Below are 15,101 nucleotides of genomic sequence, written 5' to 3'. Positions count from 1 at the left end.
CTTCTAGCTCTTACGGATCGCCCAGAGCTCCATTTTAAGCCCCGGATACTCTCCAGACACATGCACGGCGATGCCGCCCGAAGTGGTCATTTTTCCCCAATAGGGGTTGGTGCCATCCAATTCATAGTACACACAATTCGCGTTGAATGGGATTTGGCGCGGCGCCACGGGAAGGGGCCGCATCGGAATGCCAGGCAAAGCCGAATTTACCAACTGGCGAATTTCCTCAACAGGGCCAATCTTGGATTGCCCTACGAAATGCCGCCGCAAGTTTTCGGCAGGGATATCCGCGCTCACGGCAAGGACAAATCCAGCCGTACTCAACAGTTTACGATCCGCAATCACACCAACGGAAATTCCGTATTTGCGTGGATCAAGCGGGATGGAAACCGCTGTTTGCTCCAACACAGCAGAGAGGTACTGGCGCAAAAGTCGGATTACGGGCGCGAATGTCGCCGAGAGATCGTGGTGCTGATACGCCGGAAATTGCGGCGGGTGTTTTTCCGGTGCCATGAACGTCGAAAGCTCGCCTGCCAGCGAAACACAGTCCCGATAAAATTGAATGGGGTGTACATTTTCAATCATCTGGAGATGGCGTATCACGGGCAAGACGCGATTGATTGTCTGAAGCAAAAGGAAATCCTGAATTTCCGCCGCCCCTTTTGCACTGCCACTTTGGCTCATGCGGCCTGACAAAACGGTCATCCGATGGTTCAACAAACCCTCAAGCTCTTGCATAAACCCGTCGAGGGTTTGGGCCGCGCGCAAGTCAAGACAAGACGGAATAAACGCGCCATCCAAAATCACTTCTTGGTCTGGGCGCACCTCAACAATCCGCGCGATCGGAATGACCAAACGGTCGGCCAGATCATCAACCTCAAGCGCGAATTGCAGACGTAATTTCCCAACGGTCAGCGTCGCCGCCTTTTTGCCGGAGCCCGTAGTATCGGTAACTTCAACCTCAGAGGAGCGAAACCGTGTCGCCGACAATTCGGTCCCACTGGTATCGGCTTCGGCTGCGCCCTGACGGCGTTGCGGAACGCTTAAATAGACAACACAATCTTTGATGCCCGCGGGAACATCCAACGCTGGCGGGTGATCTTCAACATTGGGCACGCGAAACACGGTGCCGTCCTGTGTCAAACCCGAGCAGGATTTAATCGCGAATTGACCAACCTTTAGAACGTCTTGATCAATCTCGAGATCAGTAACGCCCCATGCATAAGGTGCAATACGCCGCGCCAAACCGGCAATGAGAGCTTCGGTGTATCGGTCTGCCTGTTGGAAATGGTGAGGCTGTAAAAACAGCCCCTCGGTCCACAATACTTTGCTATCCCACGACATATAGTTGCTTCAACTCCCAGCTAGGCTGTGCATCACTTCAACCTATCAAGTTGGTCTTGATAGGCCTTTGCGAATTCATTGCTAAATAGATCTTGGAAATCATTTTCCGCCTGATCCACTATCTCTTGATATTTATGTTCAAAACCGTCCCAATAGCTGGCCTTTTTATTCGTCAAAGGAGAGCGAAAACCACGATCAGACTCGATCAATTTCACCAGAGCTTTTGGCTCCATTTTTGCCAAAACCCCCTTCAAGGCGGCTTCCATTCCCGTCATCATTGCGACTTCATGCGCTTTGATATCCGTCAGAGCTTGTTCTGACGCAGCGACCGCATCCATGTATCCTTTGGTCGTTGGTTTCACCATACTCTCAATGGCTTGCTCGGGACTAACGGAAAATTTCAACGGGTTGTTCCCGCCATGACTGATCATGGTTTGATTAATCCGAAATTCCGATTTGATCGTTGCGCGAGTCATGAGAATTTCGCGCACACCAAGGATCATCGTGCGCATAACTTTCCCAAGACGGTCCATCGTTTCCTCAAGAGCATCGTCCGAACAGGACAAAGCCCCCTCGCCCAGCGCGTTCAAAAAGGCACGCGCGGCGCGATCATCCCCTGTGGTGGCAACCGGTGTCGCAACAGTTTGCGCCGTTAATGTTACTTCAACGCGGGGCGGCGGAGCGACAGGTGCAACATCCAATGGCTCTTCTGGAATTTCAACGATGGGCGTGGGAACAGGGGGGACTGCAAAGGGGTCTAAAGGCGAAGCATCCTGTGCATCTGAACCATCAATCGGGCCCAAATCGCCCAAATCCCAGTCGTCAGGAATTGCGCTTGACGCTGGGGCGGACGCTGAGAAGGAGTCCTCCAAAGAGGAAGAATGTTCAGAAATGCTCGCACCCTGATCGCGATTTTCCTCTTGCCGAGGCATCATTAAATCGTCGTCGTCATCGCCCATCGGCGGCATGAGTCCGTCATCCCCTATCTGGTCGCGTATCACGCTTTGGTGGCCCTGAATCGGCGTACTCGGACCAAGGAGGTCATCCAAGAAATCATCGCCCGATGAATCGTCTAGGACATCCATAATCTGGGCTGCGCCCGTTGTCAGTGGGGCGGATTGATAATCAGATTGTGACTCAAAGGAATCCGGCACTCCAGCAGGCACTCCAGCCGCGATCTCGACCAACAACTCATAGGTGCCAATCGACAAAATATCGCCGTCATTCAAAGGGGTGGGCGTGGGGCCAAGCGCGGCTTTATTGTAATTTAAGAAGGTGCCATTGGTCGAGAAATCAATAACCACAACATTGCCGCCATGATCCTCAATCGCACTGTGGCGTCCCGAAATCACTTTGTCGGGGTCGGGCAAAACGAGGTCGTTTTGATCGGATCGCCCAATCGTCATCGACGCCCCAGACATCCGAAATGGCTGTGCATTGCCCGGAATGGTACCCGTCGATTGAAAATGTAAGATAACGGTCATTGTAGCGGCTATCCCCCCACAAGAACGGTTGGACATCCCGGCCCGGCGACAGCGCCACCGTGAGCCGTTGAATCGCCAATCCGCACAAGGGGTCGCCCGCCGACCATAACAGTCGCGGACCCTTTGACCAGAGCATCAGGCGGACCAACGCAAATCGCCATATTTCCAAGCGGAGCGGCAGGCATCATTCCGATCAAAACTGTCGGAACCCCGGGCGGCGCAATCGGCCCCCCAACGTGAGGAATCGGCGGAATTCCCGGTGTAACCATCGGGCAAACGTGCATATCTGTAATACGAGCTGCGGGCGTCAAGACGGCATCTCCTGTGTGTCTTTTTGTTTGTTTAACGTAACATTGCCATTGCCGCCACGGGCAATATTCAGCGCTCGGTCGATCAACAATTTCGCCGTCACCGCGATATCCTCGCCCATGCCCATTGCGATAATATTCATCCCAAACGCCGACGACTGAGAGGCCCCCGCAGGCGCTGGGTATTGCGCAAGGTTTCCCGGTCCAAGCGTATCCGCACTAAAGACAACCGCGATTGCGCAATGCACTGTGTCGTCATCCATATCCGCTAGCTCAACGGCCACACGCGCCGCCTCTCTTGTTTCATCCGAGGGGCTACGCACCCATTTTTCCGCCGCCAAAAGGGGGGCTGGAAGGCTTTCAACATCTGGCCCAGCAACATCGCGTGCGGCAAGGCATGCCCACCAGCACCGTTCGCGCGGCGGCAAAGCAACAGACATCAAACGCAAAATATCGATATAGGCTTCCGCGCCGTCGAGTTCCTGTAAAACGGTCGAAACGCTGGCGTTCGCGGGCGCCTTTACTTTGGTACCCAGTTTCGCATTCGCCATAGCAAGCAATCGCACGGCGGGCTGATTTGGGACTTTTTTGAGGTCGGTGTAATCTGTCGTCATCCTGCGCCTCCCCTAGTTGATGGTGGTCAAACCGCCCTTTAAAACAAGCATCGCATCGCCCTTAACTTGGGTCATCGGCGCTTTGGCCTCGATCATAGCGGTGCCCTCTATCTTGATCATCGGCCCTTTAATGGTTACCCCGCTTGGGTCAATTTTAATGCTTGATGGGCCGACTTTCAAAGTGATCGACTGCATTGCCGTCATGTCAATTTTACCAGCCTTAGTGTCCAAAGTGAAATTGCCCATCGAAATCGTTGTGGATTCATTGCCGGATTTTATCTCTCGCTTGACGTTGCCTTGCTTGACGGTCTCGGTCACATTTCCGGTAATTACCTGCGTAGACTTCCCCTCGATCGTCTCAGTTTTGTCCTTCTTGACCGCAATCGTTTGTTCGCCCGCTGATACGGTAAATGTGTGATTACCTTTTTCAATAATCTCATCCAGATTGTTCTCAATCTCAACCTTCATACTCTTTTCGCCATCAGCTTCCGCCTTAAGGCAATCCTCTTCGTAAGGGTATCCGACCTTGACGTGGGCGCTGTTTTTGATGGTTTGAACGTAGTCCTTTTCGGACTGAAACCGCACCAACTCATCGCCCTTCTTGTCCTCAAACATAAGTTCGCTAAAGCCACCGCCGCTCTTGGAACTGTTGGTTTTCATCCCCATCCGCGTTGCGTTTTTGGGCAACTCATACGGTGGCATGTTGTCTGCGTTATATAGCACTCCTGTGCAAATTGGGCGATCGGGGTTTCCTTCCTCAAACTGAATGACAACTTCGTGGCCAATTCTAGGAATCGCAATTGTGCCCCAGTTTTTACCAGCCACTGGCATCATTGTTCTGATCCAACACGTCGTCTTATCATCGTATTTGCCTTCGCGATCCCAATGGAACTGAACCCTAATACGACCATACTTATCCGTATGGATTTCCTCGCCACTCGGCCCCGTTACGACGGCGGTTTGAAAACCGTGTATTTCTGGCTTAGGAGTAATCTCCGGCATTCTAAAAGCGGCATCTTTTCTAACAACTTTGCATTGAATACGTGTGTGCTCATACTCGCTCAGCCCAAAAGCTTCTCGTTCTTTTAGCAAAGGCTTTATTTTGGAACCACTCCCTGCTTCCAAAAGAAAATATTGCTTGAGTTCAGTTATCATGAAGTCTTCAGACCCCGTGTCGTGCCGAGGATGATCAATCAACTCGAATGTATCACCAACACCGAGGTTCAAAATATTCCCCTCGGCACTCCACGATTGAAAGGCTGCGGCCGTCGCATCCATCTGATATTTCGAAAAATTTTCCCCAACTTCGGTTTCAAGATAGCGGCCTGGATATTTGTAAATTTCGTAATCGCTATAGGTGTGACTGCCACTGTCCTTCGAGGCCACAGATGTGAGATCTGCTTTAGGTCTCTCAAAATTATAGTCATCCAGAGTTACTTTTCCGCTGACAACCTTCTCCGCCGCGTCCCATCGATAAAAATGGTCCAATTGCAGTTCTGCTTCGTCGTCGCGAAAGGGAAGTTTGCTGTCGACTTTCACGTTAGAATGCGCCGCGATCGAGTCCGCCAGTACCATTTTCGCCTGACTATCCTTGTATTGAAAAAAGAAGTAAATTCCCTCTTCCTCAAGAAGGCGCGTGATGAATTCAAGATCCGTTTCACGGTACTGAACGCAATACTCGCGTACCGCCTCAGCCCCCGAAAGGGAAGTTTTCAAGTTAGCGCTAAAACCGTGTTCGCTCAGGACATTCTTTACAATTTCGGTGGTTGTCTGGTTCTGAAAAATGCGATTGTCTTGCTTCCTAGACAAAAACCAAATCCATGGTCGAATTTCGGCGAGGTAATGACCATTTCCCGATGACGACCCCAAATATTCCGCACACACGCAAATACCGCAAAAGTACTGCTGTTTTTCGTCCTCTCCGAAAATCTTGACATCCATACTTTTGCCGACGAACTCACCCAAATCTAACAAGAGATCATTTGACACAAATTCGATCCGCGCTAGGGGCACGGTATTCATTGCCCCCTCAACGATTCCGGCAATAAGTTTGACAGGAAGTTCTTGCCCATCGGCAGTCATCTCCATGGCATAATTTGATTTGCTTTTCATGCCATCCCCCTTTTGATTACGGCGCCGATCGTGCCCAAGTCAGGCCGATTTTCAGTTTATTCAAAGCTAGCAGGCAAACCCAAGAACCCTCAGGTGTGCCTACCATATTCGAGAATGTCTATTTATTCAAAGCTATAGACAAAATCGTGGTCTTTCACATCGATGGACACTTTGGACACATGCTTGCCCTCCATCATGCGCGTCAAAAATTCCGAAGAAATTTCAGGCAACATGGTGTTGGTCACAATAGTGTCGATCATCCGCCCACCAGACTCAAGTTCCTGACAGCGATTCACAATTTCATCAACCACAGCGTCGGTATATTCAAACGGAACACCGTGATTTTCCATGGTCCGCTTTTTGATACGGTTCAATTGAAGGACAGTGATCTTGCCGATCATATCCGGAGACAAAGGATAATAGGGGATGGTCACAAGACGACCCAACAAGGCTGCTGGGAAAATCTTGAGCAACGGTTCCCGCAGCGCCTTGGTTATACCATCAATTTCAGGCATCAATTCTGGGTCGGCGCACATATCCATAATCAGGTCAGAGCCCGCATTTGACGTAAGCAAAATCAATGTATTCTTGAAATCGATGACCCGTCCTTCTCCGTCTTCCATGACACCTTTATCAAAGACTTGGAAAAACACCTCGTGCACATCCGGGTGGGCCTTTTCAACCTCATCCAAAAGCACAACGGAATAGGGTTTGCGGCGCACAGCTTCGGTCAAAACGCCGCCTTCGCCGTAGCCCACATAGCCGGGAGGTGCCCCTTTCAGGCTGCTGACCGTATGCGCTTCCTGATATTCGGACATATTGATCGTGATGACATTTTGCTCACCGCCATACAGAACTTCGGCGATTGCCAAAGCGGTTTCCGTTTTGCCCACGCCGGATGTCCCCGCCAGAAGGAAAACACCAATTGGCTTGGACGGATTGTCCAATTTTGCACGGCTGGTTTGGATACGTTTGGCGATCATTTTCATCGCGTGATCTTGGCCGATGACCCGCTTGGCGAGATGCGTTTCAAGGTTCAAAACTGTTTCCAGCTCGTCACTCACCATGCGCCCAACCGGAATCCCAGTCCAATCCCCAATAACCGTCGCGACGGCCTGTTCATCGACAATCGGAAGGATCAGGCCTGTTTCGCCTTGAAGCGCCTGAAGTTCGATATTTTTGGCTTTGAGTTGCGCCATCAACTCGGCGCGCGCTTCTGCATCCAGAACAGACGTCTCAGCCGCTTGCGCTTCCTCCCCTTCTGGAAGGTCTTCACTTTGCACAGCCTCGGCCACGGGATCATTCGCAGTATCAACCGCCGCCGCGCCTTCGCGCAACTGAGCTCGCAAGTCGAGGATGTCTTTGACGACAACCTTCTCCGCTTCCCAACGCACATCCAGCTCAGCGAGACGCGTTTCTTCGGATTTCTTGAGTTCCGAAATGACCATACGCCGATCTTCGACGTCATAACCGGCGGTACCATCGCGGTCGATAATCTCAAGCTCGGTGGTCAAAGAATCGATGCGCTTGCGGCAATCATCCACTTCGGCTGGAACGGCGTGTTGGCTAATCGCGACCCGCGCACAGGTTGTATCAAGCACGCTTACCGATTTGTCGGGCAATTGGCGGGCGGGAATATACCGCGCAGACATCTTAACTGCAGCTTCGATTGCCTCATCAAGGACCTGAACGCCGTGGTGTTTCTCGAGCATCGACGCGATGCCCCGCATCATCAAAATCGCTTTAGGGACACTGGGCTCTTCCACTGCAACCACTTGGAAACGACGCGACAATGCCGGATCTTTTTCGATATGTTTTTTATACTCGGCCCAAGTTGTCGCGCCAATCGTTCTAAGTGTACCACGTGCCAACGCAGGTTTGAGCAAGTTGGCGGCATCGCCCGTTCCCGCAGCGCCACCCGCACCAACAAGCGTGTGCGTCTCGTCGATAAACATAATAATCGGCGTGGCAGAAGCCTGAACTTCTTCAATCACGGCCTTAAGACGGTTTTCAAACTCGCCCTTCATTGAGGCACCCGCCTGCAATAGACCCACATCAAGCGCCAAAAGGCGTGCACCTTGCAACGCAGGCGGTACATCGCCGCGGGCAATCCGAAGGGCAAAGCCTTCAACGACCGCCGTTTTACCAACACCCGCCTCGCCCGTGAGGATCGGGTTGTTTTGCCGACGGCGCATAAGCACATCGACAATCTGGCGAATTTCCTGATCGCGCCCAACAATAGGGTCGATTTTGCCGTCTTTGGCTTGCTGGGTCATATCTGTGCAATACTGCTGAAGGGCCTCTTCCTTGCCCATCGACGCAGGAGACATCGCGCCTGATGCTTCACCCGGAACCGCACCGCCACCCGTCTGCGAGCCGTCCATCGCTACCAATGACTCTTCGGGGGACCCTTCTGTGATGGTGGCGAAATTATCGGCCAAATCATCTGGAAGGATACGCGCGAACTCTTTTGAAATTCCAAGAAAAATATTCTGCAACTGCTTGGTTTTCATCATCCCGAGAACCAAGTGACCGGTGCGAACTTGCGACGCTGAATACAACAGCGAGCCGTAAACCCATGCCCGCTCCATCGCATCTTCGAGGTGCTGGGACAGGTCGGAAATCGTGCTTGCGCCACGCGGAAGCGCATCCAATGCACGCGTCATATCCGAAGCAAGGCGCGATTGATCGACTTTGTAATGCGTGATGATTTTATGAAAATCGCTGTCAGGAAGCTGTACGATTTGCGCCAACCAATGTACGATTTCAACATAGGGGTTGCCCCGCATTTTACAAAAAACTGTGGCACCCTCGACGGATTTATACCCCAGCGAATTCAGCTTTCCAAACAAAGCAACGCGACTGATCTCGGTCATAATATTGTCCTTCCCATTACAGCTGCCCTGCTAAATTCCGGCTGCTAGTTTTTTTGTAAATTTCTCGGTTCTAGATACAATTCACCTGCATCTTTATTCGTGTCACGCTCGCCGACCCACGTCGTATACCCCAAGCGCGCATCTTGGCCTAAAATCATCGCGGGCACTTGGTCCCCGCGCAGAATAATGTTCACATCCCAATCCAACACATCGCCCACATAGTTGCGCACAATCGCCACCAGTTTTTCAATCGCCATGCTGCCCGGCATCAATCGTTTGTATTCCTCAAGGGAAACCGGTCCGACAATTAGCCGGAACTTAGCCGCCCGAGACCATACCCGCGTGCCAACACTTGTAGTTTGCCCAAGCCCACCGGGCGCGCCAAGTTGCCAGCGATCTTCTGGTTCAAGCTCAAGCCAACTGCCGACAAATTCCTGCAAATGAAACTTCGCGTGAAAAAAACTCGAAAGCAGCGCAACCAGCCCCTCAGCATTTTTCGCTCCCTGCGCCAATTGGCCGGAGAAATGGCGTTTGGATAGGTCGGGCATCGCATCTCGGTTGCGCAGGTGTTCGCCGTGCAATCCAGCGAGCGCTGCGACGTGGCTTTCGAACTCGGAATCGCTTCCCCGATCAAAATCTACTGCAGGCTGCCCCGTGACCCATGCGCGGTATAACAAGCTCATCAATCGATGCGTCAGCATATTCGCAAAGGCAACGAAAGATGGGTCTCGATTGTTGATTTGGCGTTCGCGCGCATACTCCGTCAGGTGCACAGGTAGTGGGCCGTTCGGGCCGAAAAAGCCGAAGAACCGATTGATCAATTGCGCCGGACCGTTGGCATCTGGTGGGGTAAATGAGCGGATCGTCGTTGGTGGAAACGCCATGCGCGCCTCTTGACCCAAACGCACCGCATCTTCGCGCGGACGCCGTGAGCGCCCAAGCTCTGGTGAGTCGGGAAACTGCGCTTCGATGATCCGCAGCGCGAGGAAAATATGGTGGGACTCTGGGGATTCTGTGAGGTTTTCGAAATGCGTCAAATCACCCTCCCCAGTCCGGTTTCCGGACGCCAACGGGCGATTTCGCCATTTTGCTGGGTTGTGAGAACCGTTTCCGTGAAGCTGTTGATTGTCACATATTTACGAAAGAAACGCTCCAAAACCGAGCCGAGTAAATAAACGCTCGCACCTTCAAAAAAGCTCTCGTCCATTTCGAGCTTGATTTCCAAACCACGCACGGCGGTGGACAGGCCGCCGTCACTTATTCGCCGCACAATCGGGCGACTTGAAACCGAAGTAATCCCCTCCAATTGCTTGTTGGTCGCGCGATCCCCTTTGGGTGCATAAAGGCCAACCAATTCCCGCAATGCGGCGGCGCCTTCGCCCGTGTCGGTATCGGCGATCGACAAATAATTCAAACTAAGGTGACTGATAAGCCGCCACGCCGCGTCGCCTTGTGCCAATGTCGGACGGGGACGCGTGGGATTTATGGGGGTGCGCACCATGCTCACGGGCCCGCCGTCGGGCAGGTGAAACAGATCGGTTTCGCCAGTTGGGAGTAGGATCGGCAGGTCGCGATTTGTAACCATCGCACGCGCCGAAAGTTGGGACATTTCGGCACTATAAGGAGCCTGGTTCGCGTCGACCAAAGTGAGATAGGCTTCGGAACCTAAGTAACTTGTCCGCGCACCCTTGAGGCGCTCTTTTTCCGTACGCTGCCGCATTTTGCGTTTTATTGTATAAAACGACGCATGCTGGTCGCCCGCCGGAGAGAAGTCATCCGCGGAATAAAATGGCCGCAGTTCAATATCCTCTTGGCCCTCAGCGCGAATGCCCATCACGTTCAACAGGGAATATATTTCAAAACTTTGGCCTGAAGTGCGATCCGCCACAACATGATGTTCAACGTTATTGCTCGAAACCTGAACCCGATCACATCGCTTTTCAAACAGGTTGATCGCAGGCACACAATTGAGGGAAAACGCCTCTGGCGTTACCCCAGATTCGATTTCCGGCTTCCCGTCTCGCAGCAAGATATAGACATCCATTGCGTCGCCAACCGCACGGGACAGCCCCGCCGAAAGATCGCCGATTTCAAGAAAATGAAACCGCTCCGGCATTGCAAAATACTCTTGCAACAAACGGTATCCATCAAAGGATTGACGCGGGGTTGGCAAGAGGGCTTCCTCCCGCGAAAAACCAAGTGGCTCAACCCGCGACTTAAGGGGCTTGGTCCAATCCGCACGCGGATCCGTAGAGCGCGCAACGATGCCTGTGTTTTCAGTGCACAAAAGCTGATGCAACTGCCAGCCCAGCGCACCTTTCCCACCCAAAAACAGGTTCAAACGGTCCAGCCCCAATTCACCTATGGGGGCATTTCCGTGGCGTTTAATCCGTAGCCTAATCGCTGCGCGCGCCTCGATATTTGACGCAACCCCAGCGGCAACCAACGCGCCGCGCCCATCAATGTATTCGGCCTCAGATATTTCAATGGGCCACAAAGTCATTTCGGCAGCGGTTCGAAATTCGCAGGCCGTCTGTAATCCATTGGTTAACCGCGACCGAAGCCGTGTGTTGCGGGGCATGACGTGACCATCTGCAAGCGACGCATTCTCCATATCGGGCTGGAGTTGCGCAACCATCATCGACGGAATTGGCGCGAGATAATGCGGGTAGATAATTTCGAGCAAATGACTGGTAAACGCCGGATATTGCATCTCGAGTTCAAGCTGCACCCGCGCCGACAGAAAGGCACTTCCCTCAAGCAACCGCTCAACATAGGGGTCTAGAACTTCGACACCATCCATGCCCAAACGCGCTGCGATTTTTGGATAGGAATCGGCAAACTCCGCCCCCATCTCGCGCAAAAATGTCAGCTCTTGTTCGTAGTGTTTAAGAAGGCGTGTGTCCATTCTGTCCTATTAATCGCTTTCCAACTGTAACTGACCTGTTGTCAAATCAACCTGTGACCGAAGGTACAACTCCATCGGAAGGGGCTGTGCCCACATGTCCGCACGAATGTCGAACTCAACAATCGTCTGACTGCCATCTTTGTTCTTACGTTCCAAAATTTCCAAAGTACCCTCTTTGATACGAGGCTCAAAAAGGGTGATCGCACGATGAATCGACTTGCGAATTTCTGCGGCTCTTTTCTCTGTTGAAAAGTCGCCCGATACTTCCCTGACACCGTAATTTAGTACCGATTTACGCACCTGAGGATGCTCGTCTTCATCAATGATCGTGTCCAGATTATTGCAATTCAACAGCCATGCAAGGTCACGCCGAATGATGTCGCGCAACCGCCGTAAATTGATCACCCGCGCATCATGGGTCTCGTTCTTGTTTTCAGGCTCAAGATCGGTCAATCGATCTAACAAAGAGGGCTGCAATCTCTCTGTTATGGTCTTATCAGCCATCGGTTTCCCCCTCGCCAACCGGTAGCGCATCCATTTCAAGGGAACGCAGATCCATCAGCGGGGTTTCCGAAGCATCCGTCGTTATCAAACGCTGTCCGTTTCCGACAAACGTCTCCGACCCAAGGTCCGACCATGTTGTTGCGCGTGAAAGCATGGCGGCATCGTCGCCCGATTGGTAAGTTCCCGTATAACGGGTTGGAATCAAGGCAACAAACTCGCCGCCATTTTGAACAGTGAGTTGCGCAGCGGTCCACACAGAATCCCGTAGATCTTCGGGCGCTTCAACGGTCATGGTACGGATGGCACTAAACGGCATCCAAAAATATCGCCCGTTGACGATGATTTCCAAGATAGGGCCAAGCCGCATATCCGCATCCGCGATCCACTCAAATCGCTGGCCGTTAATGACGCCGCCCATATCCGGCACAAGGTCAAAGGCTTTGCCGCGTAAATCCGCGGCCTGTCCGGCATTCCCGAGGGCCAAGGCTTTGTTCGCCTCGATCATCAGCGCGACCCATTGAACCGGGTCGCCAAAAATGAGGGGGTCTTTCTCGCCGGCGAAAACCTTTTCGCGAAATACTTCGCAAATGATCGCCTCGCGATAGGCCTGTGCCATTGGAATGGCGATAGGGTCAAGCTCGGCAGACAGTTTCAACTGTGCCACGGCACGTTTCCAGTCACCCATCACACATAGCAATTGAAACAGGAAAATCCGCAATTTTGCGTCACCGGGATTGGCGCGAACTGCGGACTGAAGCGCATCGAGGGCGCCCCGCAAATCGTTAGCTTGTAACAACTCTCTTGCATCGGCGGTCAAAAGCGTTCTCCCCTAGAATTCTCTAAAAATAAGGTCGTCGCCCCAAGATTTTGGGGCGACGTATTTCCTAAAACAAACCCTATTTGGGTTCGTTTGCACCAATGTTCCACTTGAACTCTTTGACTGTGCCGGATTCGCCAGTGTCTTTTTGCTCAGTGTATTTCACTTCAAATTTCTCAAAATTGAATGAGACATTTTCTGTCAAACGGTCTTCTCCGCCCGAACCGCCACTGCTTACAGAAGTAACCAACACGTTTTCCATTTTGATGATCATATACTCGAGAGGCTTTTTACCAGCCTTGCGAACAGTCAGAGTCGCCGAAGGAAAATGGTCACCATTCGCGCAATAGAGCTGGAGAATTGGCGATGACAAATCGAGCCATTTCGTAACGCTTATGTCTTGAAAGTTTGCTTTGCCCGAGCCACCGCCGCCGCCGCTGTGAAAGCTACCTGCGTTGCTTATTCCCCATGACCACGCAAGAACATCGATCTCACCTTTATGCGTGCCATCTTTTGACTCGCCTGTGATTTCGCCTTCGATATCAAGAAACATGTCTAATGCCATGTGTATTCTCCTAAACTAATTTTGCGGTAAATTCCGCGGTAAAAATGATGGATGACGCGCCGATTTTGGCGCGCCAACGGTCAGGATTTTTCTGACGGTAGCTTTGAAACTAACCGCAAAGAAGCCGAAAGGCCTTCAAGTTGGTAATGCGGCCGCAAGAAAAATTTCGAAGTGTAGTACCCTGGATTTCCTTCGACTTCTTCAACCACAACACTTGCTGCTGCAAGCGGCTTGCGGGCTTTTTCGCCCTCGCTTGAGATATTCGACGAGTGGTCGATATATTGGTCGATCCATTTTTGTAAAAAGAGCTGCATATCTTCGCGGCTTTTGTACGACCCGACCTTGTCACGCACCATACACTTCAAGTAGTGTGCAAAACGACATGTCGCAAAAAGATATGGCAAACGTGCCGCAAGGTTTGCGTTTGATGTCGCATCCGGATCATCATATTCCGCCGGAAGATGCAGAGATTGCGCGCCAATAAAGGCCGCCATATCTGTATTCTTACGGTGGATAAGAGGCATCAACCCGCCTTTGGCAAGCTCTGCTTCGCGACGATCCGAAATACCGATTTCGGTTGGGCATTTCATATCAACGCCGCCGTCATCCGTTGGGAAGGTGTGTGTTGGCAAATTGTCAACTGTCCCGCCGGATTCAACGCCCCGGATACGACTACACCAGCCATATTCCTTGAAGGAACGGTTGATATTGGTTGCCATGCCATAAGCCGCATTTACCCAAGCAAAGTTTTCGGATTCAGCATTGCCAGTGTCTTCTTCGAAGGCAAATTCCTCGACAGGATTGGAATTCGCGCCATAGGGCTGGCGGCCAAGGAAACGTGGCATTGTCAGGCCAAGGTATTTTGAATCTTCTGATTTGCGGAGGGAATTCCACGCGGCATATTCAGGTGTGCCGGTGATCTTGGTCAAATCACGTGGATTCGCCAATTCCTGCCAGCTTTCAAACTGCATCAAAGAAGGGTCAGCGCCCGTGATGAACGGCGCGTGTGCCGCTGCGGCGACTTTGGCCATTTCGCCAAGAAGCTCAACATCTGGAGCGGAGTGGTTGAAGTGGTAATCGCCAACCAAACAGCCATAAGGCTCGCCGCCAAACTGACCGAATTCTTCCTCGTAGAGCTTCTTGAAGATCGGTGATTGATCCCAAGCTGCGCCTTTGAATTTGCGGAGCGTTTTGTGCAAATCCTTTTTCGAGATATTCATGACGCGAATTTTCAAGTTCTCGTCTGTCTCAGTGTTATTCACCAGATGATGAAGGCCGCGCCATGCGCTTTCCAACTGCTGGTATTCTTCGTTGTGAATGATCGCATTGATCTGAACGGACAGTTTTTTGTCAATTTCGGAGATGATAGATTCAATCGATTGAAGTACATCGTCAGAAATCAGACCCGTGTTCGCAAGCGCATGTTGCGCAAGTGTTTTAACCGCAGTTTCGACCGCAGATTTTGCAGTATCAGTGCGCGGCTTAAATTCTTTGGTCAACAGGCTCGCGAAATCGGCTTCTTGAGTTTGTGTCGCGCCAACTTCGTCGACTTTTGCTTCTTCAGCCATG

At 51.9% G+C, this 15,101-nt stretch carries 12 protein-coding genes; all 12 read right to left on the bottom strand.

Annotated features, from left to right (window positions below; translation table 11 throughout):
* Nucleotides 1-3: 3 nt before the first annotated feature.
* Nucleotides 4-1,344 (bottom strand): type VI secretion system baseplate subunit TssK, encoded by a 1,341-nt coding sequence (gene tssK / locus AB9F26_RS00165; RefSeq protein WP_369756290.1) that lies wholly within the window; start codon nucleotides 1,342-1,344, stop codon nucleotides 4-6.
* Between the two features lie 32 nt (nucleotides 1,345-1,376).
* Nucleotides 1,377-2,828, bottom strand: coding sequence for a type VI secretion system-associated FHA domain protein TagH (tagH, locus tag AB9F26_RS00160; RefSeq protein WP_335586821.1), 1,452 nt, complete (start codon nucleotides 2,826-2,828; stop codon nucleotides 1,377-1,379).
* 8 nt (nucleotides 2,829-2,836) lie between these two features.
* On the bottom strand, nucleotides 2,837-3,139 hold the full coding sequence (locus AB9F26_RS00155; protein WP_335586822.1) for a PAAR domain-containing protein: 303 nt from the start codon (nucleotides 3,137-3,139) through the stop codon (nucleotides 2,837-2,839).
* Nucleotides 3,136-3,750, bottom strand: coding sequence for a hypothetical protein (locus AB9F26_RS00150; protein ID WP_335586823.1), 615 nt, complete (start codon nucleotides 3,748-3,750; stop codon nucleotides 3,136-3,138). The genes AB9F26_RS00155 and AB9F26_RS00150 overlap by 4 nt, the downstream gene beginning before the upstream one ends.
* Before the next feature lie 12 nt (nucleotides 3,751-3,762).
* On the bottom strand, nucleotides 3,763-5,862 hold the full coding sequence (locus AB9F26_RS00145) for a type VI secretion system Vgr family protein (protein WP_369767026.1): 2,100 nt from the start codon (nucleotides 5,860-5,862) through the stop codon (nucleotides 3,763-3,765).
* A gap of 122 nt (nucleotides 5,863-5,984) precedes the next feature.
* A complete protein-coding gene (gene tssH, locus AB9F26_RS00140; RefSeq protein WP_335586825.1) occupies nucleotides 5,985-8,738 on the bottom strand; it encodes a type VI secretion system ATPase TssH in 2,754 nt (917 codons plus the stop codon).
* Between the two features lie 44 nt (nucleotides 8,739-8,782).
* Nucleotides 8,783-9,775 carry a type VI secretion system baseplate subunit TssG gene (gene tssG / locus AB9F26_RS00135; protein WP_335586826.1) on the bottom strand — a complete coding sequence of 331 codons (993 nt, stop codon included), beginning with the start codon at nucleotides 9,773-9,775 and terminating at the stop codon, nucleotides 8,783-8,785.
* Nucleotides 9,772-11,646: a type VI secretion system baseplate subunit TssF gene (gene tssF / locus AB9F26_RS00130; RefSeq protein WP_335586827.1), complete on the bottom strand. Its 1,875-nt coding sequence runs from the start codon at nucleotides 11,644-11,646 to the stop codon at nucleotides 9,772-9,774. Before tssF ends, tssG begins: the two co-directional genes overlap by 4 nt.
* A 9-nt stretch (nucleotides 11,647-11,655) precedes the next feature.
* Complete coding sequence (tssE, locus tag AB9F26_RS00125; protein WP_335586828.1) at nucleotides 11,656-12,150, bottom strand: type VI secretion system baseplate subunit TssE; 495 nt, start codon at nucleotides 12,148-12,150, stop codon at nucleotides 11,656-11,658.
* Nucleotides 12,143-12,967 carry a type VI secretion system accessory protein TagJ gene (locus AB9F26_RS00120; protein WP_039002363.1) on the bottom strand — a complete coding sequence of 275 codons (825 nt, stop codon included), beginning with the start codon at nucleotides 12,965-12,967 and terminating at the stop codon, nucleotides 12,143-12,145. The genes tssE and AB9F26_RS00120 overlap by 8 nt, the downstream gene beginning before the upstream one ends.
* A gap of 79 nt (nucleotides 12,968-13,046) precedes the next feature.
* A complete protein-coding gene (locus AB9F26_RS00115; RefSeq protein WP_335586829.1) occupies nucleotides 13,047-13,532 on the bottom strand; it encodes a type VI secretion system tube protein Hcp in 486 nt (161 codons plus the stop codon).
* Between the two features lie 80 nt (nucleotides 13,533-13,612).
* A complete protein-coding gene (tssC, locus tag AB9F26_RS00110; protein WP_369756298.1) occupies nucleotides 13,613-15,100 on the bottom strand; it encodes a type VI secretion system contractile sheath large subunit in 1,488 nt (495 codons plus the stop codon).
* Nucleotide 15,101: the final 1 nt, after the last annotated feature.

It is taken from the genome of Falsihalocynthiibacter sp. BN13B15 (assembly GCF_041205415.1).
Classification (GTDB): Bacteria; Pseudomonadota; Alphaproteobacteria; order Rhodobacterales; family Rhodobacteraceae; genus Falsihalocynthiibacter; species Falsihalocynthiibacter arcticus.
The sequence above is the reverse complement of the archived record's forward strand: the minus strand, read 5'-3'. Positions and strand labels throughout refer to the sequence as shown.